The sequence below is a fragment of the Streptomyces sp. NRRL F-525 genome, from assembly GCF_000716605.1.
Classification (GTDB): Bacteria; Actinomycetota; Actinomycetes; order Streptomycetales; family Streptomycetaceae; genus Streptomyces.
Window position 1 is genome coordinate 20,821 of sequence record NZ_JNXE01000048.1, and the last position, 24,184, is coordinate 45,004.

A 24,184-nucleotide genomic window follows, 5' to 3' on the forward strand; every position below is an offset into this window, starting at 1 on the left:
GGTGTGACGGAACCGACCAACGACGAGGCCCACGGCGAGAACCATGACGAGGCCCATGACGGCTCCCTGGGCTCGCGGCTGAACTGGCTGCGGGCCGCGGTCCTGGGAGCCAACGACGGCATCGTGTCCACCGCCGGTCTCGTCGTCGGCGTCGCGGGTGCCACGGACGACCGCTCGGCCCTGCTGACGGCAGGCCTCGCGGGCCTCCTCGCCGGCTCCATGTCGATGGCGGCGGGGGAGTACGTGTCCGTCTCCACCCAGCGCGACTCGGAGAAGGCCGCCCTGGCCCTGGAGAAGCGCGAGCTGAAGGAGCAACCGGAGGCGGAACTGGAGGAGTTGACCGAGCTCCTCCAGGACCGGGGCCTGACCCGTGAGGTGGCCATGGAGGCGGCGGCCCAGCTCACGGAACGCGACGCGCTGCGTGCCCACGCGCGCGTGGAGCTCAACATCGACCCCGACGACCTCACCAACCCCTGGCACGCGGCCTGGGCGAGCTTCCTGTCCTTCACGGTCGGCGCCCTGCTGCCCCTCCTGGCGATCGTCCTGCCCCCGGCCGACTGGCGGCTCAGCGTCACCGTGGTGTCGTCCCTGGCCGCGCTGGTCCTGACGGGCTGGAGCAGCGCCCGGCTCGGAACGGCGGACACGAGACCGGCGATGCTGCGGAACGTGGCGGGCGGGGCGCTGGCGATGGGGGTCACCTATGCGGCGGGCGCGTTGCTGGGGGCGGCCGGGGTGTAGTGACCCACAGCCGGGACACAGCGGGCCTATTGGCGGAGATCGCCAACAAGCAAGCGCGTACCCCCGGTAATACTTGTCGGTAACAACGTCTAGTCGCGGCCGACCAGCGGTCCTACGGTTCACCCATGCCGAACCTGCCCGATGCCGTGCTCTGGTCGATACCCGCCTTCGTGCTGCTCACCGTGATCGAGATGATCAGCGTGCGCGTCCATCCCGACGAGGACGCGGCGGGCTACGAGACGAAGGACGCCGTCACCAGCGTCGGCATGGGGCTCGGGAGCCTCGTCTTCGACTTCCTCTGGAAGATCCCGATCGTCGCGGTCTACACGGCGATCTACGAACTCACCCCGCTGCGCGTGCCCGTCCTGTGGTGGACGATCCCGCTGATGCTGCTCGGGCAGGACTTCTTCTACTACTGGTCCCACCGCGGCCACCACGTCATCCGCATCCTGTGGGCCTGCCACGTCGTCCACCACTCCAGCCGCAGGTTCAACCTCACCACGGCCCTGCGCCAGCCCTGGACGACCCTCACGGTGTGGCCGTTCTACGTCCCGCTCATCGCCCTGGGCGTGCATCCCGCCGCCCTGGCCTTCTGCTCCTCGGCGAACCTCGTCTACCAGTTCTGGATCCACACCGAGCGGATCGACCGGATGCCCCGCTGGTTCGAATTCGTCTTCAACACTCCCTCCCACCACCGGGTCCACCACGCCTCCCAGGGCGGCTACCTGGACCGCAACTTCGGCGGCATCCTCATCGTCTGGGACCGGCTCTTCGGGTCCTTCGTGCCGGAGGTTGAGCGCCCTGTCTATGGGTTGACGAAGAACATCAACACGTTCAACCCGATCAAGGTGGCCACCCATGAGTACGTCGCCATCGCCAAGGACCTGAAGGCGGCGACCAGTTGGCGCGAGCGCGCGGGACGCGTGTTCCGGGGACCGGGCTGGCAGCCGGTGCCCGTCCCGGAGCGGAACGTCCCGGCCGCCGAGGAGACCGCGGCCGCGTGAACCCACGTACCGCCCACCCGGCCGTCTCGCGCGCGCTCCTGACCGTCTTCGGACTGGCAGCCCTCCTGGACCTGCTCTCGCTCGCCGTCGGCTACGACCCCGGCCACACCGTCACCAAGCCCCTCCTGATGCCGCTGCTCGCCGCGTACGCCGCCCTGCGCGGCGCACCCCGGCTCCTCGTCGCCGCGCTCCTCTTCGGCTGGGGCGGCGACACCCTGCTGCTCTCCGACGCCGACCCCGCCTTCCTCGCCGGCATGGCCTGCTTCGCGGCGGGCCACCTCTGCTACCTCGCCCTCTTCAGGGCGTACGGCGGCCTGAACAGTGTTCCACGCGTGCGTGCCGGTCTTCTCGCCCTCGGGTATGCCGCCGCGCTGGCCGTCACCGTCACGCTGCTGTGGCCGGATCTCCCGGCGGACCTGCGCGTCCCCGTGGCCGGCTACAGCGCGCTCCTGACGGCCATGGCCTGCGCGGCGGCCACCCGGCTCGGCCTCGTCGCCGGGCTCGGCGGGGCGCTCTTCATGGTCTCCGACACCCTCATCGCGACCGGGGTCGCCGACTGGCCGCAGCCGCCCAGGCCCGACTTCTGGATCATGCTGACGTACGTCGCGGCACAGTTCCTGCTGGTCCAGGGCGTGCTCGGCACCCTCGCCGAGCGCCGCGCACCGGCGGCGGCGTACCGTGAAGTGCGCTCGACCACCCCCTGAGCGCACCAGCACACCAGCGACGAGAAGGACCCTCGCCATGCGCGCCACCACCATCCACGCCCCGTTCGACATGCGCGTGGAGGACGTGCCCGAGCCCCTGGTCCAGCTGCCCACCGACGCCGTCGTCCGGGTGCTGCGCGCCTGTATCTGCGGCAGCGACCTGTGGGCGTACCGCGGCGAGTCGGCCCGGCAGCCCGGGCAGCGCATCGGACACGAGTTCCTCGGGATCGTGGAGGAGACCGGCTCCGAGGTGAGCGGCGTCAGGACCGGCGATCTCGTGGTCGCGCCCTTCGTGTGGTCCGACGGCGTCTGCGACTACTGCCGCGAAGGTCTCACCACGTCCTGCGTGCACGGCGGCTTCTGGGGCGCCGTGGGCTACGACGGCGGCCAGGGCGAGGCCGTACGTGTGCCCTTCGCCGACGGCACCCTCGTACGGCTGCCGAAGGAGGCGGCCTCCGACGACCATCTGCTGTCCGCGTTGCTGACCCTGTCGGACGTCATGGGCACCGGCCACCATGCCGCTCTCGGCGCGGGCGTCCGCAAGGGCGCCACCGTCGCCGTCGTGGGCGACGGAGCGGTCGGCCTGTGCGCCGTGCTCGCCGCCAAGCGCCTCGGCGCCGAGCGGATCATCGCGCTCGGCCGCCACGAGATGCGCACGGACATCGCCCGCCGTTTCGGGGCCACCGACGTCGTCGCCGCACGCGGTGAGGACGCCGTCGCGGCCGTCCGCGAACTCACCCGCGGCCAGGGCGCGCACGCCGTCGTCGAGGCCGTAGGCACCGAGCAGTCCATGCGGACGGCCGTCGGCATCGCGCGCGACGGCGGCGCGATCGGCTTCGTCGGCGTGCCGCACGGCAGCGGCACCGGACTCGACCTCGGGGTCATGTTCGACCGGAACGTCGCGCTGCGCGGCGGGGTCGCGCCGGTCCGCACGTACATCCCGGAGCTGCTGCCCGACATCCTGGACGGCACCATCGACCCCTCGCCCGTCTTCGACCTGACGGTCGGCCTGGAGGGCGTGCCCGACGGCTACAAGGCGATGGACGAGCGCACGGCCCTGAAGGTCCTGGTCACGAACGGTTGATCAACTATTGACGGCGGACATTGACTGGTCGGATGTCCGGTTGAGCGACTGGTTGATCAATGCCAGCGGATCGGCACCGGCAAGGCCGTCAACAGTCCGGAGACCATGACCACCACCCCCAGGGCGACGACCTCGGCCCGCGCGGGTGAGCAGGCGGTCAGCGGATCGGCGGCCCGCCGCAGCCGGGACCGCGCCCACAGCGCGAGGACGGCGACGGCGGCGACGAGGATCACCTTGGCAAGCAGGGTGCGCCCGTACGCCGTCGTCGTCAGCTGGTCCAGGATCGTGCCGGCCGGCATCCGGCGCAGCGAACTCCACACACCCGTGGCGGTGATCGCGGCGAGCAGTACGGCCGCCACGCGCGCGTAGAGCCCCAACAGCGCGGCCCCCGCCTCGGTACCGCGCCACCGCCGCAACGTCCGCAGCACGTGCAGCAGACCGCCCACCCACAGTGCCGCGCACGTCAGGTGCACGAGGGTCAGTTCGGAGCCGACCAGGGGGCTGTGCTCGCTCGCCGGGTGCACGCGCAGCGCCTCCGCGACGACCACGGCGGCCAGGGGCCACACTTGGAGGCCGGGCCTGCGCGACCGGGCGCACAGGGCCGCCACGGCGAACGCGTTGACCTCCAGGAGCGCCAACTTGCCGTCCCGGGACTGGTAGAGGCCGCCGACGTCGATCTGGGCGAGGCTGCGCGGCACCAGGTTGCCCGTCGCCACGACCGACGCGAGCCCCAGCGCGGCGACGAAACCGGCACCGGCCGCGTACGGGGCCCAGCTGCGGGGGCCGTTCGGGGGAGCGCCGGGCACGGTACGCGCCAGCCGGTTCACGAACAGCTCACCCAGGGGGACGCACAGCGCGCCGAACAGCACCGCCCGCAGCAGCGCGATGCCGCCGACCCCGGGAGCGGCGGCCTCCCCGGTGTCGTGCAGCGCGGCGGACGGGCCGAGCAGGGGTATCAGCGCGGCGAGCACCACCAGGGCCAGTACGGCGACGGCCCGACGCGTACCGGGGCGCCGCCCGGAGCCGCTCGTGCCGGCCACTTCGACAGTCGGTCGTATCAAGGTCACCCCAAGATCTTCACCAGCCGCCACAGAACCGGGCAAGTGCAACAAAACGACCGGCGGAACGGCATTCCGCTCATAGGTACGTTTCCGCCCGACCTCCGCATCAAGCCCAACGAGCCGGGTCCGTACCCCAACACCCCGGCGGCCGCGCCCAGTTCGAGGGCCCACCGACGAACGACACCGGCGACAGAGCATGCCGTAGCCGCCCGATACGGCTGTCCGTCTCGACGAGCCAGGCGTCGGGCCGGTTGTACGCCGTCCCGCGTTTCTCGTGTGCGGTTCCGCCAGGCGCGTGCGCAACCCGGCCGTGCTCGCTCCCGTTCGCCGCCCCGCTGGCAGCCACCCCTACCCACTCACCCCCGTCCGCCATCAACCACGCCGCAGTCCCCGCAAGCGCCAACCGCAGGGCGATTCCGTGACCCTGCTCCGCCTGTTCCGTCACCGCCCGCAGCACCGCCCCCGCCAGCAGGTACCCGGTCCCGTGATCGAGGGCCTGCGCGGGCAGCGCCCCGGGCTGCCCCGGTGACCCCTCGATCGCCGCGATGCCCGTGGCGACCTGCACCAGGCTGTCGAACCCCCGCCGGTCACCCCAGGGCCCGTACGCACCCCACGCCGACAGCTGAGCCACGATCAGCCCGGGCCGACGGTCGGCCAGGGCCTCGGGGGCGAGCCCGAACCGATCCAGGGCGCCTGGCCGGTACCCGGTGACGACCACGTCCGCCCGCGCGAGCAGCTCCTCGAAGGTCCGCCGGTCGGCCGCCAGGCCGAGGTCCAGCCGGGTCGACCGCTTGCCGAAACCGGTGTCCGCGTGCGCGTCCGGGTCCTCGGGCAACTGCGGGGCGTCAACGCGCAGCACGTCCGCGCCCAGCAGCGCGAGCGTCCGCGTGGCGATCGGGCCCGCGATGACCCGGGTCAGGTCGAGTACGCGCAGCCCGGCGGCGGGCAGCAACGGGTCGCCGTCGAGCGGCGGGAGCGCACGCGCGCGTGCCGTGTCTAGTCGTTCGCGCTCGACGAGTGGTCGCCGGGCCACCGCGACCCCCTGTGCGTGCGCGGCCCACTCCTCCGCCGTCCGGAGTGCGATCGCGAGGCCCCCGGCGCCGTACACCGTGTCCTCGACCTCCAGAGCGGACCGCTCGGCGAGCACCGCGGCCACGTCCTCCACCGACGCGCCCTCCGGTAGCTTCAACGTGTCCAGGAGTCGTGCCCGGTGGTGCGGATAGTTCGCGTGGGTGCGGACCCAGCCGTCAGCCGTCCGCCAGAACCGTGAGAGCGGCGCGAAGCTGACCGGCGCCCGCCCGTCGATCAACAGATGGCGCTCACTGACGAACGCCGTCGCGACGGCCCCGTCGTCCACCCGCACCCCGGGTACCTCCGCGAGCCCGGCCCGCCGCGCCCCCAGCTCTGCGGCGGCCAGTGCGCACGCTCCCACACAGGCCCGCGCCAACTCCCGTACGGGAAGCCGCGCTTCGAGCGCCCCTGGGCGCGCGGCGGTCGAGATGCGCGAGACCAGGGCGGGATCGCCGCCCAGAGCAGCCCATGCCATCTTGATGTCAGTCATGATTTCACTATGCAGTATTGATTCAATCAATACTGAAAGAGCTGCCATGCAGACATGAACGGGCCGGGCGGAGAGATCCGCCCGGCCCGTGAAACAGGTGCGGTGTCGGCTACTTCACCGCCCGCAGCGCGTTGACGATGCCGAACCCGTAGAAGCCGTTGACCCGCTTGCCGCCCACGCAGGTCGCGTCCACGACACCGTCGCCGTTGGTGTCGTAGGGCTCGGTCGGGCAGCCCGGGTTGTCCGCCTCGGCCTTCAGCAGCGCCTGCAGCTGGGCCGGACTGGCGTGCGGGTGCGTCGACTTGAGCAGCGCGGCCACGGCGGCGACGTGCGGGGTCGCCATCGAGGTGCCCTGGAGGTAGCCGTACGAGTTGTTCGGCAGCGTGGAGAGGATGCGGCCGTTCTTCGACGGGGTGTCCGGGATCTGGAGGGCGTCCCCGCCGGGCGCCGCCACGTCGATGACGCCCTTGCCGTAGCTGGAGAAGTACGACTTGGCCTTCTTGACGCCGACCGAGCTCACCGTGACGACACCCGGCAGCTGGGTCGGTACGTCGAAGCACTCGTGCGGGTCGACCGTGCGGGTCGTCGCGGTCGAGTCGTCGGGGCTGGAGTCGTCGACGAGGGCGTCGGAGTCGAGGTCGTCGTTGGAGTTGCCGGCCGCCGCGACATTGAGCGTGCCCTTGCTCTGGGCGTACAGCTGGGCCCTGTTGACCGCGTCAACAATGGCACGTTGATCGGGGTCGTCCATGCAGTTGTACAGCCAAGGATCAACGTAGTAGCTGTTGTTGGTGATCTCCACGCCGTGGTCCGCGGCGAACGCGAACGCGCAGACCACGCTCTCCGGGTAGAACAGCTGCGTCGAGTCCGGCTCGGCCACCGTGATCCCGGCGACCTTCACACCCGGTGCGACACCTGCCACACCGATGCCGTTGCGGGCGGCGGCGATCTCACCCGCGACATGCGTGCCGTGGTAGTGGGCGGAGTCCACGGGACGCCAGGAGCCGTACGTGGTGTCCGCCTTGCCGCCCACGCAGTTGGCCGACTGCGAGGCGGAGAAGTTCGGGGCGATGTCCGGGTGGGTGTCGTCCACGCCGACGTCGATGACGGCGACCGTCACGCTCTTGCTGCCCGGGTTGATCTTCGCGGCCTTGTCGGCGCCGATCGCGGGCAGGTCCCACTGGTCGGCCTCGAGGGGCTCGCTGTCACCGGCTGCCGCGGAGGCCTTGGCCGTCTTCGCGGCCTGGTCCTTGGAGAGGTACTGCACCGCGCCCTCGTCGGTCGTCGAGGCGAGGCTCAGCGGCGCGGTACGCGTGGCACCGGCCGACTGCACACCGCGCACCGCACGGATCCGCGCGCCGAAGTCGGGGTTCGCCGAGTGCACGACGATCACACCGATCTTCTCGTACGTCACCACGATGGTGCCGCCGGCCGCATTGATCGCCTTCTTGACCGAGTTGATCGTCCGGTGGTCCAACCGGGTGTTGACCACATACGCAAGATTCGGTGCGTCGGCGGCCTGTGCCGTGGTCCCGGTCTCCGTGATCGGGAGCGCCGAGGCCGCCGACGGGAGGAAACCGAGCGAGGCGGTCAGCGACAGGACGACCGGTACGGCGAGGGCGAGCCGGTGTCTGGGGCGCAGATGAGCCATGGGATCTCCACATCATCCGGAAATGAAACGGCCCGAGACGTGGTGGCGCGCTCGGGCAGGTACATGACGAGTGGTGCAGACCTGAAGTTATCTCCCGCGGCACCTGGCCAGCAATGATTTCCCAAAGACGACTACCGAAAGAAGTCAAAGGAGTTGAACCGGTCGACGCGCGGCGCCGTGCCCTTGGACAGGAAGCGCCGAGCCAGACCAGAACCCGCAGGTCCGTAACGCGAGGAGACACCGTGGCCACCGAGACACCACCCCCCTCGAAAGCCGAACACCAACTCCCCAGTACCGAGGAGTTCGAACAGGTCCAGGAGAGCGCGGAGTTCGCCGAACTGCGCCGCGCCCACCGCTCCTTCGCCTTCCCGGTGACCGTCGCCTTCATCGTCTGGTACCTGCTGTACGTGCTGCTGTGCAACTACGCGGACGACTTCATGGACACCAAGGTCGTCGGCAACATCAACGTCGCGCTGGTCCTGGGCCTCGCCCAGTTCCTCACCACGTTCCTCATCGCCTGGTGGTACGCGCGGTACTCCGCCGCGAAGCTCGACCCCAAGGCGGCAGCCATCAAGTCCCGGATGGAGGGCGGCGCATGAGCCCCGCGATCACCCTGGCCGCAGGCGAGGCGAGCCAGCACCGGCCGCTGATCATCACCCTGTTCGCGATCTTCGTCGCCGCCACGCTCGTCATCACCGTATGGGCGGGCCGCCAGACCAAGAGCGCCGCCGACTTCTACGCGGGCGGCCGCCAGTTCACCGCCTTCCAGAACGGCCTCGCCGTCTCCGGCGACTACATGTCCGCCGCGTCCTTCCTCGGCATCGCGGGCGCGATCGCCCTCTTCGGGTACGACGGCTTCCTGTACTCCATCGGCTTCCTGGTCGCCTGGCTGGTCGCCCTGCTCCTGGTGGCCGAACCGCTGCGCAACTCGGGCCGCTACACCATGGGCGACGTCCTCGCGTACCGCATGCGCCAGCGCCCGGTCCGCACCGCGGCCGGCACCTCCACCATCGTGGTGTCGATCTTCTACCTGCTGGCCCAGATGGCCGGTGCGGGCGTCCTGGTCTCGCTGCTCCTCGGCATCACCACCGACGCGGGCAAGATCGGCATCGTCGCCCTGGTCGGCGTCCTGATGATCGTGTACGTCACCATCGGCGGCATGAAGGGCACCACCTGGGTCCAGATGGTCAAGGCCTGCCTGCTCATCGCCGGCGCCCTGCTGCTGACCTTCCTGGTGCTGCTGAAGTTCAACTTCAACGTCTCCGACCTGCTCGGCAAGGCCGCCTCCAACAGCGGCAAGGGTTCCGCCTTCCTGAACCCCGGCCTCAAGTACGGCGCCACCGGCACGACCAAGCTGGACTTCATCTCCCTGGGCCTCGCCCTGGTCCTCGGCACCGCGGGCCTGCCGCACATCCTGATCCGCTTCTACACGGTGCCCACCGCCAAGGCCGCCCGTAAGTCGGTCATCTGGGCGATCGGCCTGATCGGCGCCTTCTACCTGATGACCCTGGCCCTCGGTTTCGGCGCCGCGGCGCTGATCAAACCCGACGAGATCATCGCCTCGAACAAGGCGGGCAACACGGCCGCCCCTCTCCTGGCGCTGCATCTGGGCGGAGTCGACTCCAACTGGGGCGCCATCCTCCTGGCCACGATCTCGGCGGTCGCCTTCGCCACGATCCTCGCGGTCGTCGCCGGCCTGACCCTGGCCTCGTCCTCCTCGTTCGCCCACGACATCTACGCGAACGTCATCAAGCGCGGCCAGGCCACGGAGAAGCAAGAGATGGCCGCCGCCCGGTACGCCACGGTCGGCATCGGCGCGGTCTCCATCCTCCTCGGCGCCCTCGCCCGCGACCTGAACGTCGCCGGCCTGGTCGCCCTCGCCTTCGCGGTCGCCGCCTCCGCCAACCTCCCGACGATCCTCTACAGCCTCTTCTGGAAGCGCTTCACCACCCAGGGCGCCCTGTGGTCGATCTACGGCGGACTGGTCGCGGCGGTCGGCCTGGTCCTGTTCTCGCCGGTCGTCTCCGGCAAGGAGACGTCGATGTTCCCCCACGTCGACTTCCACTGGTTCCCGCTGGAGAACCCCGGCATCATCTCCATCCCCGTCGGCTTCCTGCTGGGCTGGCTCGGCACGATCCTCTCCAAGGAGGAGCCGGACACCGGCAAGTTCGCGGAGCTGGAGGTACGGTCCCTGACCGGCACCGGAGCCCACTGAGCCTCCTCCCGGTCCCACCGAGTCCCCACACTCGGTCCCCCCACGTCGACGGCCGCGTCGTAGATCCCTACGACGCGGCCGTGCCGTACCTGTGGGATCGGGCCGCTCTCGTTGTCAGAGGTGTCGCGTAGGCTCGCAGGTGTCGGAAAACATGCGATCCGAAACGAGGGAGGGGGCACACGTGCTCATCGACACCTATGGCCGAGTAGCCACCGACCTGCGGGTTTCGCTGACCGACCGGTGCAATCTCCGGTGTACGTACTGCATGCCCGAGGAGGGCCTGCAGTGGCTGGCGAAGCCCGACCTCCTCACGGACGACGAGATCGTCCGCCTGATAGACATCGCGGTCACCTCACTCGGCATCGAGGAGGTCCGCTTCACCGGAGGCGAGCCCCTGCTCCGCCCCGGCCTGGTCGGCATCGTCGAGCGGGTCGCGGCCCTGGAGCCCCGCCCCCAGATGTCCCTGACCACCAACGGCATCGGCCTCAAGCGCACGGCGGCCGCCCTGAAGAAGGCGGGCCTGGACCGGGTCAACGTCTCCTTGGACACCCTGCGCCCCGACGTCTTCAAGACCCTCACCCGCCGCGACCGCCTCAAGGACGTCCTCGCGGGCCTGGAAGCCGCCCACGACGCGGGCCTGACCCCGGTGAAGATCAACTCGGTGCTGATGCCCGGGCTCAACGCCGACGAGGCCCCGGACCTGCTGGCCTGGGCCGTGGAGCACGACTACGAACTGCGCTTCATCGAGCAGATGCCCCTGGACGCCCAGCACGGCTGGACACGCGAGGGCATGGTCACGGCGGGCGACATCCTCACCTCCCTCCGCACCCGCTTCGAGCTGACCCCTGAAGGCTCCGGCGAGCGCGGCTCGGCCCCGGCCGAGCGCTGGACCGTGGACGGCGGCCCGCACCGCGTCGGCGTCATCGCGTCGGTCACCCGCCCGTTCTGCGCGGCCTGCGACCGCACCCGCCTCACCGCCGACGGACAGATACGCAACTGCCTGTTCGCCCGCGAGGAGACCAGCCTCCGCAGTGCCCTGCGCTCCGACGCCCCGGACGAGGAGATCGCCCGCATCTGGCGCCAGGCGATGTGGGGCAAGAAGGCGGGCTCGGGCCTGGACGACCCGTCGTTCCTCCAGCCGGACCGGCCGATGTCGGCGATCGGCGGCTGAGCAGCCGTCGTAGGCGAAGGGGCCCTACGGGGTCTCGGGTTCTTCCCAGTCCTCGAAGCTGACGACGTCCTTCAAGAAGCCCCGTACGCCGAGGAATTGGGACAGGTGCTCGCGGTGCTCCTCGCACGCGAGCCAGGTCTTGCGCCGCTCCGGTGTGTGCAGTTTCGGGTTGTTCCAGGCCAGCACCCACACGGCAGCGGCACGGCACCCCTTGGCGGAGCAGATCGGGGAGGCGGGATCGGAGCCGGCGGCGTTCAGAATCACGCGCCCGACCCTAACCGAGCCCGCGCGTCAGCCGTTCCCCGCGGTCACCCGGCGGCCGGACACCAACCACCTCGACGACCTGCCGGAGGATCCCCATCGCCCGGAACGCGCTCGCGTGACGCGACGGGGGCAGCACCAGCACGGCCGGCCCGAGGACCAGCAGGATGAGGCAGACGAACGCCAGCGGGACCAGGACCGTCAGGGCGGTGGCAAACCTGACATTTTGCCAGACGGCGAGCATGCGAACCCTCCTGGCTTGACCGGCGGAGAGGTGCGGGGCCGGTTCCGGAGGGTGCTGCCGGGGGCCTCAAATGGCGACGCCGAGCAGCCACGGGGGGAGCTGCCCGGCGTCGGTCCGTCGCTCCGACGGGGGATGCGGAGCGCGTACGAAGTATGTCACGGGTGACCGCTCGCCCGGCACCGGAACAACATGATTGATCTGAGCTTTTCTTGAGCTTGGTGCGGAGCCGACGTCCGGTTCTGGCGCGTTCGCCATGGTCACGACCGGTCGTGCCGTTCGCCTCCCACGCGGGGTGCCGGCTCGGGCGCGACCTCTTCCGGGACGGGTTCCGCGAACGTCCCGTCGGCCCTCGGCGGCGCGATCATCGGCCGCAGCGGCGCGGTGACGAACGTGGACGGAAGCCCCGGCGCGTTCTCCCGCCCGGCGTTCGCGATCACGACGGCGACGTAGGGGAGCAGCACACCGAGCACCAACGCGACGATCGCGACGTGCCGTTCGACGTTCCACAGCGCGCAGGCGAGGATCACCGACACCGTACGGATCGACATCGAGATGACGTACCGGCGCTGGCGGCCGCGGATGTCCTCCGCGAGTCCCGTCCGGGCTCCGGTGATCCGGAACACCTGGGCGTTGCCTTCGCCGTGCAGCTTCCGCATCACATTCCACCATCCGCCCGCATCGGACTCTCCCCGGCCCGCAGCCCCGGTCAGCACCCGATCCGGGAACCGGGCCCCGACACGTCCTACGTTACGCCGCGCCTCCGTCGCCTTCGAGACCGGGGGACCTCCGGCCTGGGCGAACGAACTGCGCCGTAGCGCGTATGGCCGTACCCGACATGCGCCGTACGGCGACCACACCCACACTTGGCGTAATGCTCACGTCCGACGTCGAGCCGTACAAGGAGGCAGCCATGGGCTGGTTGTGGGCGATCATCGTGGGATTCGTGCTGGGACTGATCGCGAAGGCGATCATCCCGGGCAAGCAGCACAGTCCGCTCTGGCTGACCACCATCTGCGGCATTCTCGGCGCCATCGTCGGCAACGCGATCGCACGGGCGGCCGGCGTCGACGCGACCAGCGGCATCGACTGGAGCCGCCACGCGTTCCAGCTCGTCGCCGCGATCATCATCGTCTTCGTGGTCGACATGGCGTACATGGCAACAATCGGCAAGAACAAACAACGAGCCTGACTGCAGCGCCCCGTCAGGGGCGCGGGGAACTGCGCGACCAGCCACAGCGAGCCGGCAGACCGCGCACCACCCGCGCCCCCTGCGGCGCTTACGCTCCAGTCACCTCAACCGCGGCAAGGTTCTTCTTGCCCCGCCGCAGCACCAGCCACCGCCCGTGCAGCAGATCTTCCTTCGCCGGCACGGCATCCTCGGCGGCGACCTTCACGTTGTTCACGTACGCCCCGCCCTCCTTCACGGTCCGCCGCGCGGCGGACTTGCTCGCTACGAGGCCGACCTCGGCGAACAGGTCGACGACGGGACCGAGTTCGGCAACTTGGACGTGCGGCACCTCGGAGAGCGACGCGGCCAGTGTCTTCTCGTCGAGCTCCGCCAACTCACCCTGCCCGAAGAGGGCCTTGGACGCGGCGGTCACCGCGGCCGTCTGCTCGGCGCCGTGCACCAGCGTCGTCAGCTCCTCGGCCAGCGCGCGCTGGGCGGCACGGGCCTGGGGGCGCTCCTCGGTCTGCTTCTCCAACTCCTCAAGTTCCTCGCGGGACTTGAAGGACAGCATGCGCGCGTAGGTGGAGATGTCCCGGTCGTCCGTGTTCAGCCAGAACTGGTAGAACGCGTACGGCGTGGTCATCTCCGGGTCGAGCCAGATGGCGGTGCCCTCGGACTTGCTGAACTTCGTGCCGTCGGCCTTGGTCATCAGCGGTGTGCCGTAGGCGTGCACCGTGGCGTCCGGCTCCAGGCGGTGGATCAGGTCCAGGCCCGCCGTGAGGTTGCCCCACTGGTCGCTGCCGCCCTGCTGGAGCGTGCAGCCGTACCTCCGGTAGAGCTGGAGGAAGTCCATGCCCTGGAGGATCTGGTAGCTGAACTCCGTGTAGCTGATGCCCTGGTCGGAGTCCAGACGCTTGGCGACCGAGTCCTTCGCCAGCATCTTGTTGACGCGGAAGTGCTTGCCGATGTCCCGGAGGAACTCGATCGCGGAGAGGTTCGCCGTCCAGTCGAGGTTGTTGACCATGACCGCGGCGTTCTCGCCCTCGAAGGACAGGAACGGCTCGATCTGGCGGCGCAGCTTCTGGACCCAGCCGGCGACCGTCTCCGGGTCGTTCAGCGTGCGCTCCGCCGTCGGGCGCGGGTCGCCGATCTGGCCCGTGGCCCCGCCGACCAGCGCCAGCGGCCGGTGTCCTGCCTGCTGGAGCCGGCGGACGGTGAGCACCTGCACCAGGTGACCCAGGTGGAGCGACGGCGCCGTCGGGTCGAAGCCGCAATAGAACGTGACGGGACCGTCCGCGAGCGCCTTGCGCAAAGCATCTTCGTCGGTGGACAGGGCGAACAGGCCCCGCCACTTCAGCTCGTCGACGATGTCCGTCACGGTTCTCGTATCTCCTTGGGATGGTCTCGTGGATCAGGTACGAGGTTATACGCCCTGACTGACAGAGCTCATATTGAAGTCGGGCACCCGCAGCGCGGGCATCGCAGCCCTAGTGAACCAGTCGCTCCATTCCCTCGGCAGCGTCTTTTCCGTCCGCCCCGCCTCGGTGGCCCGCCTCAGCAGATCCACCGGCGACTCGTTGAACCGGAAGTTGTTCACCTCGCCCGCCACCTCGCCGTTCTCCACGAGGTAGACGCCGTCCCGGGTCAGCCCGGTGAGCAGCAGCGTCGCCGGGTCGACCTCGCGGATGTACCAGAGGCAGGTCAGCAGCAGCCCGCGCTCGGTGTTCGCGACCATCTCCTCCAGGGAGCGGTCCTCGCCCCCGCTCAGGATCAGGTTGTCGATCGACGGCGCCACCGGCAGCCCGGTCAGACCCGCGCTGTGCCGACTGGTCAGCAGGTGCTGCAGCTCGCCCTCGCGCACCCAGTCGGTGGCGGTCAGCGGCAGCCCGTTGTCGAACACCGACTGGTCGCCCCCGGAGGTGTGCGCGAGCACGAACGGGGCGGATTCCAGGCCCGGTTCGTTCGGGTCGCTGCGCAGCGTCAGCGGCAGCTCGGTGAGCCGCTCGCCCACGCGCGTACCGCCGCCGGGCTTGGAGAACACCGTGCGGCCCTCGACCGCGTCCCGGCCCGACGCCGACCACATCTGGTAGATCAGCAGGTCCGCGACCGCGGTCGGCGGCAGCAGCGTCTCGTACCGGCCCGCGGGCAGCTGGATCTTCCGCTCCGCCCAGCCCAGCCGTACGGCCAACTCGGCGTCCAGCGCGGCCGGGTCGACGTCCTTGAAGTCCCGGGTCGAGCGGCCGGCCCACGCCGAGCGCGTACGGTCCGGGGACTTGGCGTTCAGCTCCAGCGTGCCGTTGGGCTGGTCGTGGCGCAGGCGCAGGCCCGTCGACGTACCCAGGTAGCTGGTGACCAGCTCGTGGTTGGCGAAGCCGTACAGCTCGCGACCGCCCGCACGCGCGCGTGCGAACGATTCGCCGAGCGCCGGCGCGAAGTCGGTGAACACGGAGGACGAGGTCTCGGCGGGCCCGTCCGTGAAGTCGGGCGACTGCGGTACGCCGGTGACCAGCGGCTGTGCGTCCTCGGCGGGCGCGGCACCGCGCGCGGCGGCCTCGGCGGCCCGCACCAGCGGCTCCAGCTCCTCCGGGGTGACGGCCGACCGGGACACGACCCCCGAGGCCGTGCCCTCCTTGCCGTCGACGGTCGCGATGACGGTGAGCGTGCGCCCGCGCGTGACGCCGTTCGTGGTCAGCGCGTTGCCCGCCCAGCGGAGGTTGGCGGTCGACTGCTCGTCGGCGATGACGACACAGCCGTCGGCCCGCGACAGTTCGAGGGCGCGCTCGACGATCTCGTGCGGCTTGTTCGTACGAGGACTCATCGACCGGCCTCCTGCGTGGTGTTGAGGATGTTGACGCCCGTGAAGAGGGCCGACGGGCAGCCGTGCGAGACCGAGGCGACCTGGCCCGGCTGGGCCTTGCCGCAGTTGAAGGCGCCGCCCAGGACGTACGTCTGCGGACCGCCGACGGCCGCCATGGACCCCCAGAAGTCGGTGGTCGTCGCCTGGTACGCGACGTCCCGCAGCTGTCCGGTGATCCGCCCGTTCTCGATCTTGAAGAACCGCTGCCCGGTGAACTGGAAGTTGTAGCGCTGCATGTCGATCGACCACGACCGGTCGCCGACCACGTAGATCCCGCGGTCGACCCCGCCGATCAGATCCTCCGTGGACAGCCCCGCCGGGTCGGGCTGGAGCGACACGTTGGCCATGCGCTGCACCGGCACATGGCCGGGGGAGTCGGCGTACGCGCAGCCGTTCGAGCGCTCGAAGCCGGTCAACTTGGCGATGCGCCGGTCGAGTTGGTAGCCGACCAGGGTGCCGTCCTTGACGAGGTCCCAGGACTGGCCCTCGACGCCCTCGTCGTCGTAGCCGATGGTCGCGAGGCCGTGCTCGGCGGTGCGGTCGCCGGTGACGTTCATCCGCTCGGAGCCGTACTTGAGCTTGTTGAGCTTGTCGAAGGTGGCGAAGGAGGTGCCGGCGTAGGCGGCCTCGTAGCCGAGCGCGCGGTCCAGTTCGGTGGCGTGGCCGATGGACTCGTGGATCGTCAGCCAGAGGTTGGACGGGTCTACGACGAGGTCGTACAGGCCCGCCTCGACGCTCGGCGCCCGCATCTTCTCGGCGAGCAGCTCGGGGATCCGCGCCAGTTCCTCGTCCCAGTCCCAGCCGGTGCCCGTGAGGTACTCCCAGCCGCGGCCCACGGGCGGCGCGATCGTGCGCATGGAGTCGAACTCACCGCTCGACTCGTCGACCGACACGGCGTTCAACTGCGGGTGCAGCCGGACCCGTTGCTGTGTGGTCACCGTCCCGGCGGTGTCGGCGTAGAACTTGTTCTCGTGCACGGTGAGCAGCGACGCGTCCACGTGGTTGACACCGTCCGCCGCGAGCAGCCGGGCGCTCCAGTCCGCCAGCAGCCCCGCCTTCTCCTCGTCGGGCACCGAGAAGGGATCGATCTCGTACGACGAGATCCACGTCCGCTCCTCGTGCACGGGCTCGGCGGCCAGCTCGACGCGCTCGTCCGACCCGGCCGCCTTGATCACCTGGGCGGAGAGCTTCGCCATCGCCACCGCCTGCGAGGCGACCTTGGCGGCGGCGTCCAGGCTCAGGTCCACGCCGGACGCGAACCCCCAGGTGCCGCCGTGCACGACCCGCACCGCGTACCCGAGGTCGGTGGTGTCCGACGTACCGGCCGGGCGGGCGTCCCGCAGCCGCCAGGACGCGCTGCGCACCCGCTCGAACCGGAAGTCCGCGTGCTCGGCGCCGAGCGCACGCGCGCGTGCCAGCGCGGCGTCGGCCAGGGCGCGTAGCGGAAGTGCCGTGAAGGCTTCGTCGATGGAATGGGGCACGGAGGTCTCCCTGCTGTCGTGGCCTGTCGGGTCCGATCATGTCGCGCGAGCGGGTGCGGGGACCACACGTTTCCGCGCCGCGTCGGCCCTTTCTGTAGGGACCCGACAGCGAGCCCCCTGAGCCACTGTCGGTGCCCGATTGTCCGCCGGACGGGGCGGACCGATAGGTTTTCGATAAAGCCGCCTGTCAACCAGGTGTACCGGGCAGGCGTGCAGGACCGCTATCGAAAGGGTGATCCGTTGAGCCGCTCGGTTCTCGTCACCGGAGGCAACCGGGGCATCGGCCTCGCCATCGCCCGTGCGTTCGCCGACGCCGGCGACAAGGTCGCCATCACGTACCGCTCGGGAGAGCCGCCGGCCGGCTTCCTGGCCGTGAAGTGCGACATCACCGACACCGAGCAGGTGGAGCAGGCCTACAAGGAGATCGAGGCCACGCACGGCCCGGTCGAGGTCCTGATCGCCAACGCCGGCGTCACCAAGGACCAGCTCCTGATGCGTATGTCCGAGGAGGACTTCACCTCGGTCATCGACACGAACCTCACCGGCACCTTCCGCGTCGTCAAGCGCGCCAACCGCGCCATGCTGCGCGCCAAGAAGGGCCGCGTCATCCTGATCTCGTCGGTCGTCGGCCTGATGGGCGGCCCCGGCCAGGCGAACTACGCCGCCTCCAAGGCCGCCCTGGTCGGCTTCGCGCGCTCCCTCGCCCGTGAACTGGGCTCGCGCAACATCACCTTCAACGTCGTCGCGCCCGGCTTCGTCGACACCGACATGACCAAGGTGCTCACCGACGAGCAGCGTGAGGGCATCGTCAAGCAGGTGCCGCTCGGCCGTTACGCGCAGCCCGAGGAGGTCGCCGCGACGGTGCGGTTCCTCGCCTCGGACGACGCCTCGTACATCACTGGAGCCGTCATCCCCGTAGACGGCGGACTGGGAATGGGTCACTGATCACCATGAGCGGAATTCTCGAGGGCAAGCGCGTCCTGATCTCCGGTGTGCTGCTGGAGTCCTCCATCGCCTTCCACGCCGCCAAGCAGGCCCAGGAGCAGGGCGCCGAGATCATCCTGACCGCGTTCCCGCGGCCCACGCTGACCGAGCGCATCGCCAAGAAGCTCCCCAAGCCCACCAAGGTCATCGAGCTCGACGTGACGAACAGCGAGCACCTCGCGCGTGTCGCCGACGTCGTCGGTGAGGAGCTGGGCGGCCTCGACGGTGTCGTGCACTCCATCGGGTTCGCGCCCGCGGACGCGCTCGGCGGCAACTTCCTGAACACGCCGTTCGAGTCCGTCGCCACGGCGATGCACGTCTCGGCGTTCTCCCTGAAGTCGCTGACCATGGCCTGCCTGCCGCTGATGCAGAACGGCGGCTCGGTCGTCGGCCTCACCTTCGACGCGTCCTTCGCGTGGCCGCAGTACGACTGGATGGGCCCGGCGAAGGCCGCCCTGGAGGCCACCAGCCGCTACCTCGCCCGCGACCTGGGCAAGCAGAACATCCGCTGCAACCTCGTCTCCGCGGGCCCGCTCGGCTCGATGGCCGCCAAGTCCATCCCGGGCTTCAGCGAGCTGGCCTCCGTGTGGGACAACCGCTCCCCCCTGGAGTGGGACCTGAACGACCCGGAGCCGGCCGGCAAGGCCATCGTCGCCCTCCTGAGCGACTGGTTCCCGAAGACCACCGGCGAGATCGTCCACGTGGACGGCGGCCTGCACGCCATCGGAGCCTGACCTCCCGGTCGGCCTCTCCTACGGCGTCGACGCCCCGTTTCCCGCACCGCGCGGGGAGCGGGGCGTCACCCGTTCGGCCCCTCCGGCCGGGCGGGGGCAGGGCACAACCGCGCACCCTGGATTACGCGTTCACCACGCGATTCCCTCCCCAGCACCGCCGAGGAGGTTTCCCTTGTGCGCCTGTCCCGCAGCCTGGCCTCAGTGACCGTCGCCGTAGCGCTCGTCATCTCCCTGGCGTACGAGGCGATGCCCCACGCACGCGTGGAGGTACGAAAACTGGCCGCACCCCAGCTGTTCGGCGCCGACTGCCGCACCGCCGTCCACGGCTCGCACGTGATCGCGTACTGCCACAACCCGTACCCCCGGACCGACCGTGTCAGCCTGCACATCGAGTGCGACCGCTGGTGGGACATCGACAGCGACGGCATCGCGACCGACGCCGGCCCGGCGCAGACCGTACGGCTCACCGGACGCTGCTGGGAGGACGTCCGCGCGGTGTGGGTCAGCCACCAGAAGCGGGCGAGCTGAGCCTCCCCGGGCGGCACACGAACGGATAGCCCGCGGCTTCCTTGGCGGCCGCCTGCGCGTCACCCGCGCGGATCGCGTCCACCAGCCGCGTGTGGTCCATGTACGTCTCCGGAGTCAGCGCCTCGCCGACGTCCGCGCGCAGCCACTCCCGCAGCACCTCGCCCAGGTCGGCGTACATCGCCGTCATGACGTCGTTGTGGGAGGCCGCCACCACGGCCATGTGCAGGGTCGCGTCGGCCGTCACGAAGGCCTCCGTGTCGCCCGATGCCCAGGCCTCCTCCCGTCGTACGAGGAGGGCGTCCAGCTGCTTGAGGTCCTTCTCGGTACGCCGCTCGGCCGCCAGCTGCGCCGCCGACGACTCCAGCGTGGAGCGCAGTTCGGCGATGTGCCGGGGGTCGGCGTCCGCGAAGCGGCGGTGCATCACGCCGGCCAGCTCGCTGGTCGCCACGACGTACGTGCCGGAGCCCTGGCGGATGTCCAGCAGGCCGTTGTGCGCGAGGGCGCGGACGGCCTCGCGGACGGTGTTGCGGGCGACCCCGAGCTGCTCGACCAGCTCCGGCTCGGTCGGGATCCGGGAGCCGACCGGCCACTCGCCCGAGGTGATCTGGTTCCGCAGTGAGGCGATGACCTGCTCGGACAGCGCCGAACGACGGGGATGGCTCAGGGGCATGGCACACCTTCGCATGGGCGGGGCGGGAGCGGGCCACCCGGGGATGGACAACCAATCATCCCATCATTCTATGATGGGCAGCATGGCAAGCGAGGAAACCCGGACACTGAAGTCCACGACGAACGTCAGCAACTCCGCTCCGGCCGACTCCCCGGAGTCCACCGGAGCCACCCCCACGCGCGCGTGGACCAAACGTTTGTTCGTCGTCGGCATCGTGCTCGCCGCGCTGAACCTCCGCCCCGCCATCACCAGCCTCGGTGCCCTCCTCGAAGAGGTCCGCGACGGGCTCGGCATGAGCGGCAGCGTCGCCGGACTGCTCACCTCCGTACCCCCGCTGTGCTTCGCCCTCTTCGGCGTCATGGCCCCGCGCCTCGCCCGCCGCTTCGGCCCGGCCGCGGTGGTCTGCGCGGGCATGGTCCTCATCACCGCGGGCCTGCTCGTACGTCCCTACATAGGCGGCACGACCGGCTTCCTGGTCGGCAGCGCGCTCGCGCTCATGGGCATCGCGGTCAGCAACGTCCTGATGCCGGTGATCGTCAAGCGCTGGTTCCCCGACCGGGTCGGCTCCATGACCGGCCTCTACTCGATGGCCCTGGCCCTCGGCACGGCGTCCGCCGCCGCGGTCACCGTGCCCATCACCGATGCCCTGGGCGGCAGTTGGCGCTCCGGCCTCGCCGTGTGGGCAGCGCTGGCCGCCGCGGCCGTACTGCCGTGGATCGCTCTCGTACGACACCGGGAGGCGCCCTCCGGACCGGAGGCGGCCGGGGAGCGGCCCTCCCGCGCGCGGGACGCCGAGCAGGCTCAGCCGGTGCTGCGGATCACCCGTAGCCGTACCGCGTGGGCGCTCGCCGTGTTCTTCGGGCTCCAGGCCACCGCCGCGTACATCACGATGGGGTGGATGGCGCAGATCTTCCGGGACGCGGGGGTCTCCGCGGGCACCGCAGGACTGCTCCTCGCCGTCACGATGGTGATGGGCGTGCCCCTGGCCTTCGTCATTCCGCGGCTGGCCACCCGGCTGCCCCGGCAGGGCCCGATCGTGATCGCCCTCGGTGTCTGTGGCCTGGTCGGATACGCGGGCCTGTACCTCGCGCCGGCCACTGGCGCGTGGGCCTGGGCGGTCCTGCTCGGCATCGCCAACTGCTCCTTCCCGCTGGCCCTGACGATGGTCGGGATGCGGGCCAGGACCGGTGCGGGCGTCGCCCAGTTGTCGGCCTTCGCGCAGAGCACCGGGTATCTGATCTCCATCCCGGGGCCGCTCCTGGTCGGCGTGCTCTACCAGCACAGCGGCGGCTGGGGGCTGCCGATCGCCCTCATGGCCGGCCTGATGATCCCGCAGATGGCCGTGGGCGTCCTCGCGGGCCGCAACCGCACGGTGGAGGACGAGGCGGCCCGCTGAGCCGGACCCGGCGGACACGGCACGGCCGGCGGGTGCGAGACTTGCCGTATGCCAGTGCTCGATCCGAACCCCCAGAACGGCCAGCGGAAGATGCTCATCGTCTTCGGCTCGTTCTTCGCCATCTTCATCGTGATCGCCATCATCGCGACGATCGCGTCGCCGTGACCGCGAGCCCCTGAACGTGCCTCCGCGGGCCGATGGTGGGGTTGTCCCCACCATCCCCTAGGGGGTGAGGCTCAGGGTCAAGTGGGTGGATCTCCGGATGGGTTGGGGGCCGAGTCTTCCGTAACTTCGATGGTGTGACCGCGAGAAGCGGATCGCGGACCAGTCGGAGACCAGCGGAGGCATCCATGTCGGCCCCTACGCACACCCGGCCCCACCCGGCGACCACGGGCGGCGTCGACATCAGGTTGCCGTGGTGGGCCCTCGCCCTGCCGGCGCTCGCGTTCGTCGTGCTGCTCGTGATGATGCTCAACCCGACGGACGCGCAAGCGGCTGCCTCGGACCCGGTGATCACCCATCTGTTCGAGCGCGTGCAGCAGCTCATAGCCCGCTGAGCACCGGCGGAGCACTCGCGAGGCCGCCCCGTCAACTCCCTGCGCCCCATGGCCTGTTTCATGCGAAGCTGGATCCCATGAGCGTCGCAGAACCCCGCAGGATCGTCCTCTTCCGGCATGCGAAAGCCGACTGGCCCCAGGTGACCGATCACGAGCGGCCGCTCGCTGAGCGGGGCCGCCTGGACGCGGCCACCGCCGGAAGCAGGCTGGCCGACACCGGCATCCCCTTCGATCTGGCCCTCTGCTCCACCGCGGTCCGGACCCGGGAGACCTGGAAGCTCGCCGTCCACGAACTCGCGCACCGGCCGAAAACCGTCTACGAGGAGCGGCTCTACGAGGCCTCTCCCGGCGAGCTGATCGCGGTGCTGAACGAGACGCCGGACGACGCGCGGAACGTGATCCTCGTCGGCCACAACCCGAGCGTGCAGGGGCTGGCGGAGATCCTCCCCGGAGCGGACACCGGTGCGGACGCCGGTGCCGAGACCGGTTCGGGCAGTGGAGCGGACGCCGGTGCGGGCAGCGCCGAGGCTCGCGAATGGCTGAAGCAGCGGGGGTTCGCGGCGGCCGGTTTCGCCGTGCTGTCCTTCACGGGTTCCTGGAAGTCGCTGGAGCCGGGTGTGGCCACGCTGGACGACTATTGGGCGCCGTCCGAGTAACCGCAGTATCCGCAGCGCCGGATCAGTCGGATCGACCGTGCACGACAAGGGGCCCGGCACCGTGTGGTGCCGGGCCCCCGAAGGTAGTGAAAGGTGTCCGGGATCAGTCCTCGTCGTGCGTGTCCGCGGCCTCGACCTCTTCGCGGGTGACACCCAGCAGATACAGCACGGTGTCGAGGAACGGCACGTTCACCGCGGTGTGCGCGGCCTGTCGTACGACCGGCTTGGCGTTGAAGGCTACTCCGAGACCGGCCGCGTTGAGCATGTCCAGGTCGTTGGCGCCGTCGCCGATCGCCACGGTCTGCGCGAGCGGTACGCCGGCCTCGGCGGCGAAGCGGCGCAGGAGCCGTGCCTTGCCCGCGCGGTCGACGATCTCGCCGGTGACCTTGCCGGTCAGCTTGCCGTCGACGATCTCCAGGGTGTTGGCCTGGGCGAAGTCGAGCCCGAGCCGGTCCTTGAGGTCGTCGGTGACCTGGGTGAACCCGCCTGATACGACGCCGACTTGGTAGCCGAGGCGCTTGAGCGTGCGGATGAGGGTGCGGGCGCCCGGCGTCAGGCGCACCTCGCTGCGCACCTTGTCGACGACCGAGGCGTCCAGCCCTTCCAGCAGGGCCACGCGCGCGTGCAGCGACTGCTCGAAGTCCAGTTCCCCGCGCATCGCGGCGGCGGTGACCTCGGCGACCTCGTCCTCGCAGCCGGCGTGCGCGGCGAAGAGTTCGATGACCTCGTCCTGGATGAGCGTGGAGTCGACGTCCATGACGACGAGCCGCTGGGCCCGCCGGTGCAGCCCCGCCGCCACCACGGCGATGTCGACGCCGAACGTCGCCGCGTGCGTGACGAGGGCGGTGCGCAGCGGCTCGGTCTCCACGCCGGACACCGCGAACTCGACTGCTGTCACTGGGTACTTGGCGAGCCGGAAGATACGGTCGATGTTGCCGCCGGCCTTGGTGATACGGGCGGCGATCGCGGCGGTGGACTCCGCGGTTAGGGGGTGACCGAGCACGGTCACGAGTGAACGGCCGAGCCCACGCGGCCGGTTGTCGCCGAGGCCGGAGATGATCTCGGCCTGCATCTTCATCGACTCGGCCCAGCTGTGCACGGTGGCCCGCAGATCCCCTTCGAGCCCGGCGGGCGGTGGCGTCACGAGTGCGCACAGCACCATCCGGCCACGCGTGACGACCTGCTCGATGTCGACCACGTCGACGGAGTAGGCGGCGAGGGTGTCGAAGAGTCCGGCCGTGATGCCCGGCCTGTCCTTGCCGAAGATCTTGACGAGGAGAGTGGGGACGTCAGAGGTCTGCGAAGCGCTCATGGTGTACCCACCGTATCCGGCACGGAGTGCCTTATGCCGCAGAGGTCCGCCCAGCGGACACGGAACAGTGGGTGTCGGGTCGGTGGCGCGAATCTTACGGGGCGATCACGGAGGGGCGGGGTGGTGGTCAGGAGTGGGGCACGGGTGGTC

At 70.3% G+C, this 24,184-nt stretch carries 26 protein-coding genes; 15 read left to right on the forward strand and 11 right to left on the reverse strand.

The genetic code is table 11. The features are described from left to right. The first annotated feature begins 3 nt into the window (after positions 1–3). The 4 genes from OO69_RS42820 to OO69_RS42835 all read left to right on the forward strand — a co-directional run bounded on the left by OO69_RS42820 (position 4) and on the right by OO69_RS42835 (position 3,530). Entirely contained in the window at positions 4–738 is a 735-nt protein-coding gene (locus tag OO69_RS42820) for a VIT1/CCC1 transporter family protein (protein WP_033286394.1), read from the forward strand. Positions 739–863: 125 nt separating this feature from the next. After that, positions 864–1,742 carry a sterol desaturase family protein gene (locus OO69_RS42825; RefSeq protein ID WP_033286395.1) on the forward strand — a complete coding sequence of 293 codons (879 nt, stop codon included), beginning with the start codon at positions 864–866 and terminating at the stop codon, positions 1,740–1,742. Beyond that, positions 1,739–2,446 (forward strand): lysoplasmalogenase, encoded by a 708-nt coding sequence (locus OO69_RS42830; protein WP_033286396.1) that lies wholly within the window; start codon positions 1,739–1,741, stop codon positions 2,444–2,446. Before OO69_RS42825 ends, OO69_RS42830 begins: the two co-directional genes overlap by 4 nt. A gap of 37 nt (positions 2,447–2,483) precedes the next feature. Next, a complete protein-coding gene (locus OO69_RS42835; protein WP_033286397.1) occupies positions 2,484–3,530 on the forward strand; it encodes a zinc-dependent alcohol dehydrogenase family protein in 1,047 nt (348 codons plus the stop codon). Positions 3,531–3,586: 56 nt separating this feature from the next. Here OO69_RS42835 and OO69_RS42840 read toward each other — a convergent pair whose 3' ends face one another. The 3 genes from OO69_RS42840 to OO69_RS42850 all read right to left on the reverse strand — a co-directional run bounded on the left by OO69_RS42840 (position 3,587) and on the right by OO69_RS42850 (position 7,800). Then, on the reverse strand, positions 3,587–4,597 hold the full coding sequence (locus OO69_RS42840) for a CopD family protein (RefSeq protein WP_033286398.1): 1,011 nt from the start codon (positions 4,595–4,597) through the stop codon (positions 3,587–3,589). 100 nt (positions 4,598–4,697) lie between these two features. Next, positions 4,698–6,152, reverse strand: a complete 1,455-nt coding sequence (locus tag OO69_RS42845) for a CoA transferase (protein WP_033286399.1) — start codon at positions 6,150–6,152, stop codon at positions 4,698–4,700. A 109-nt stretch (positions 6,153–6,261) separates the two neighbouring features. Then, complete coding sequence (locus tag OO69_RS42850; protein ID WP_033286400.1) at positions 6,262–7,800, reverse strand: S8 family serine peptidase; 1,539 nt, start codon at positions 7,798–7,800, stop codon at positions 6,262–6,264. Between the two features lie 242 nt (positions 7,801–8,042). Between OO69_RS42850 and OO69_RS42855 the strand changes: the two genes are divergently transcribed. From OO69_RS42855 to moaA, 3 genes are all read left to right on the forward strand, one after another. After that, positions 8,043–8,399 (forward strand): DUF485 domain-containing protein, encoded by a 357-nt coding sequence (locus OO69_RS42855; protein WP_033286401.1) that lies wholly within the window; start codon positions 8,043–8,045, stop codon positions 8,397–8,399. Then, complete coding sequence (locus OO69_RS42860; RefSeq protein ID WP_033286402.1) at positions 8,396–10,015, forward strand: cation acetate symporter; 1,620 nt, start codon at positions 8,396–8,398, stop codon at positions 10,013–10,015. The genes OO69_RS42855 and OO69_RS42860 overlap by 4 nt, the downstream gene beginning before the upstream one ends. A 181-nt stretch (positions 10,016–10,196) precedes the next feature. After that, positions 10,197–11,186: a GTP 3',8-cyclase MoaA gene (moaA, locus tag OO69_RS42865; protein WP_033286403.1), complete on the forward strand. Its 990-nt coding sequence runs from the start codon at positions 10,197–10,199 to the stop codon at positions 11,184–11,186. A gap of 24 nt (positions 11,187–11,210) precedes the next feature. Here moaA and OO69_RS42870 read toward each other — a convergent pair whose 3' ends face one another. The 3 genes from OO69_RS42870 to OO69_RS42880 form a co-directional block, all read right to left on the reverse strand. After that, on the reverse strand, positions 11,211–11,450 hold the full coding sequence (locus tag OO69_RS42870) for a hypothetical protein (RefSeq protein WP_033286404.1): 240 nt from the start codon (positions 11,448–11,450) through the stop codon (positions 11,211–11,213). Between the two features lie 10 nt (positions 11,451–11,460). Then, positions 11,461–11,691, reverse strand: a complete 231-nt coding sequence (locus tag OO69_RS42875; protein WP_033286405.1) for a hypothetical protein — start codon at positions 11,689–11,691, stop codon at positions 11,461–11,463. A 257-nt stretch (positions 11,692–11,948) separates the two neighbouring features. Continuing rightward, complete coding sequence (locus OO69_RS42880; protein ID WP_033286406.1) at positions 11,949–12,347, reverse strand: DUF3099 domain-containing protein; 399 nt, start codon at positions 12,345–12,347, stop codon at positions 11,949–11,951. A gap of 254 nt (positions 12,348–12,601) precedes the next feature. Between OO69_RS42880 and OO69_RS42885 the strand changes: the two genes are divergently transcribed. Further along, a complete protein-coding gene (locus tag OO69_RS42885) occupies positions 12,602–12,880 on the forward strand; it encodes a GlsB/YeaQ/YmgE family stress response membrane protein (RefSeq protein WP_033286407.1) in 279 nt (92 codons plus the stop codon). An 88-nt stretch (positions 12,881–12,968) separates the two neighbouring features. Here OO69_RS42885 and tyrS read toward each other — a convergent pair whose 3' ends face one another. The 3 genes from tyrS to OO69_RS42900 are packed head-to-tail and all read right to left on the reverse strand — an operon-like array spanning position 12,969 to position 17,197. Beyond that, entirely contained in the window at positions 12,969–14,237 is a 1,269-nt protein-coding gene (tyrS, locus tag OO69_RS42890) for a tyrosine--tRNA ligase (protein WP_033286408.1), read from the reverse strand. 45 nt (positions 14,238–14,282) lie between these two features. Continuing rightward, entirely contained in the window at positions 14,283–15,677 is a 1,395-nt protein-coding gene (locus OO69_RS42895; RefSeq protein WP_033286409.1) for a TldD/PmbA family protein, read from the reverse strand. Then, positions 15,674–17,197 carry a TldD/PmbA family protein gene (locus OO69_RS42900; protein ID WP_033286410.1) on the reverse strand — a complete coding sequence of 508 codons (1,524 nt, stop codon included), beginning with the start codon at positions 17,195–17,197 and terminating at the stop codon, positions 15,674–15,676. The genes OO69_RS42895 and OO69_RS42900 overlap by 4 nt, the downstream gene beginning before the upstream one ends. Before the next feature lie 240 nt (positions 17,198–17,437). Here OO69_RS42900 and fabG point away from each other — a divergent pair, with 240 nt between their 5' ends. From fabG to OO69_RS42915, 3 genes are all read left to right on the forward strand, one after another. Beyond that, on the forward strand, positions 17,438–18,142 hold the full coding sequence (gene fabG / locus OO69_RS42905; protein WP_033286434.1) for a 3-oxoacyl-[acyl-carrier-protein] reductase: 705 nt from the start codon (positions 17,438–17,440) through the stop codon (positions 18,140–18,142). Between the two features lie 5 nt (positions 18,143–18,147). Next, positions 18,148–18,915, forward strand: a complete 768-nt coding sequence (gene fabI / locus OO69_RS42910; protein ID WP_033286411.1) for an enoyl-ACP reductase FabI — start codon at positions 18,148–18,150, stop codon at positions 18,913–18,915. Positions 18,916–19,089: 174 nt separating this feature from the next. Next, positions 19,090–19,443: a hypothetical protein gene (locus OO69_RS42915; RefSeq protein ID WP_033286412.1), complete on the forward strand. Its 354-nt coding sequence runs from the start codon at positions 19,090–19,092 to the stop codon at positions 19,441–19,443. Here OO69_RS42915 and OO69_RS42920 read toward each other — a convergent pair. Then, entirely contained in the window at positions 19,418–20,113 is a 696-nt protein-coding gene (locus OO69_RS42920) for a FadR/GntR family transcriptional regulator (protein WP_033286413.1), read from the reverse strand. The two genes, OO69_RS42915 and OO69_RS42920, sit on opposite strands and share 26 nt — an antisense overlap. 82 nt (positions 20,114–20,195) lie before the next feature. Here OO69_RS42920 and OO69_RS42925 point away from each other — a divergent pair, with 82 nt between their 5' ends. The 4 genes from OO69_RS42925 (at position 20,196) to OO69_RS42935 (ending at position 22,722) form a co-directional block, all read left to right on the forward strand. Then, the gene (locus tag OO69_RS42925) at positions 20,196–21,509 is read left to right on the forward strand and encodes a CynX/NimT family MFS transporter (protein ID WP_420707957.1); all 1,314 of its coding nucleotides are present in this window, start codon (positions 20,196–20,198) and stop codon (positions 21,507–21,509) included. Between the two features lie 48 nt (positions 21,510–21,557). Then, positions 21,558–21,674, forward strand: a complete 117-nt coding sequence (locus OO69_RS53655; RefSeq protein ID WP_019060691.1) for an SGM_5486 family transporter-associated protein — start codon at positions 21,558–21,560, stop codon at positions 21,672–21,674. A gap of 185 nt (positions 21,675–21,859) precedes the next feature. Then, complete coding sequence (locus OO69_RS42930; protein WP_033286415.1) at positions 21,860–22,066, forward strand: hypothetical protein; 207 nt, start codon at positions 21,860–21,862, stop codon at positions 22,064–22,066. A gap of 77 nt (positions 22,067–22,143) precedes the next feature. Continuing rightward, on the forward strand, positions 22,144–22,722 hold the full coding sequence (locus OO69_RS42935; protein WP_033286416.1) for a SixA phosphatase family protein: 579 nt from the start codon (positions 22,144–22,146) through the stop codon (positions 22,720–22,722). A gap of 103 nt (positions 22,723–22,825) precedes the next feature. Here the strand turns inward: OO69_RS42935 and serB are convergent, their stop codons facing one another. Beyond that, the gene (gene serB, locus OO69_RS42940) at positions 22,826–24,034 is read right to left on the reverse strand and encodes a phosphoserine phosphatase SerB (RefSeq protein WP_033286417.1); all 1,209 of its coding nucleotides are present in this window, start codon (positions 24,032–24,034) and stop codon (positions 22,826–22,828) included. Between the last annotated feature and the right edge of the window lie 150 nt (positions 24,035–24,184).

Coding starts and splice junctions, on each gene's coding strand:
- OO69_RS42825 (WP_033286395.1), top strand. CDS start 864: ATGCCGAACCTGCCCGATGCCGTGCTCTGGTCGATACCCGCCTTCGTG.
- OO69_RS42835 (WP_033286397.1), top strand. CDS start 2,484: ATGCGCGCCACCACCATCCACGCCCCGTTCGACATGCGCGTGGAGGAC.
- OO69_RS42845 (WP_033286399.1), bottom strand. CDS start 6,152: ATGACTGACATCAAGATGGCATGGGCTGCTCTGGGCGGCGATCCCGCC.
- OO69_RS42850 (WP_033286400.1), bottom strand. CDS start 7,800: ATGGCTCATCTGCGCCCCAGACACCGGCTCGCCCTCGCCGTACCGGTC.
- OO69_RS42860 (WP_033286402.1), top strand. CDS start 8,396: ATGAGCCCCGCGATCACCCTGGCCGCAGGCGAGGCGAGCCAGCACCGG.
- OO69_RS42875 (WP_033286405.1), bottom strand. CDS start 11,691: ATGCTCGCCGTCTGGCAAAATGTCAGGTTTGCCACCGCCCTGACGGTC.
- OO69_RS42880 (WP_033286406.1), bottom strand. CDS start 12,347: ATGCGGAAGCTGCACGGCGAAGGCAACGCCCAGGTGTTCCGGATCACC.
- OO69_RS42885 (WP_033286407.1), top strand. CDS start 12,602: ATGGGCTGGTTGTGGGCGATCATCGTGGGATTCGTGCTGGGACTGATC.
- OO69_RS42895 (WP_033286409.1), bottom strand. CDS start 15,677: ATGAGTCCTCGTACGAACAAGCCGCACGAGATCGTCGAGCGCGCCCTC.
- fabI (WP_033286411.1), top strand. CDS start 18,148: ATGAGCGGAATTCTCGAGGGCAAGCGCGTCCTGATCTCCGGTGTGCTG.
- OO69_RS42920 (WP_033286413.1), bottom strand. CDS start 20,113: ATGCCCCTGAGCCATCCCCGTCGTTCGGCGCTGTCCGAGCAGGTCATC.
- OO69_RS42925 (WP_420707957.1), top strand. CDS start 20,196: ATGGCAAGCGAGGAAACCCGGACACTGAAGTCCACGACGAACGTCAGC.
- OO69_RS53655 (WP_019060691.1), top strand. CDS start 21,558: ATGCCAGTGCTCGATCCGAACCCCCAGAACGGCCAGCGGAAGATGCTC.
- OO69_RS42930 (WP_033286415.1), top strand. CDS start 21,860: ATGTCGGCCCCTACGCACACCCGGCCCCACCCGGCGACCACGGGCGGC.
- OO69_RS42935 (WP_033286416.1), top strand. CDS start 22,144: ATGAGCGTCGCAGAACCCCGCAGGATCGTCCTCTTCCGGCATGCGAAA.
- serB (WP_033286417.1), bottom strand. CDS start 24,034: ATGAGCGCTTCGCAGACCTCTGACGTCCCCACTCTCCTCGTCAAGATC.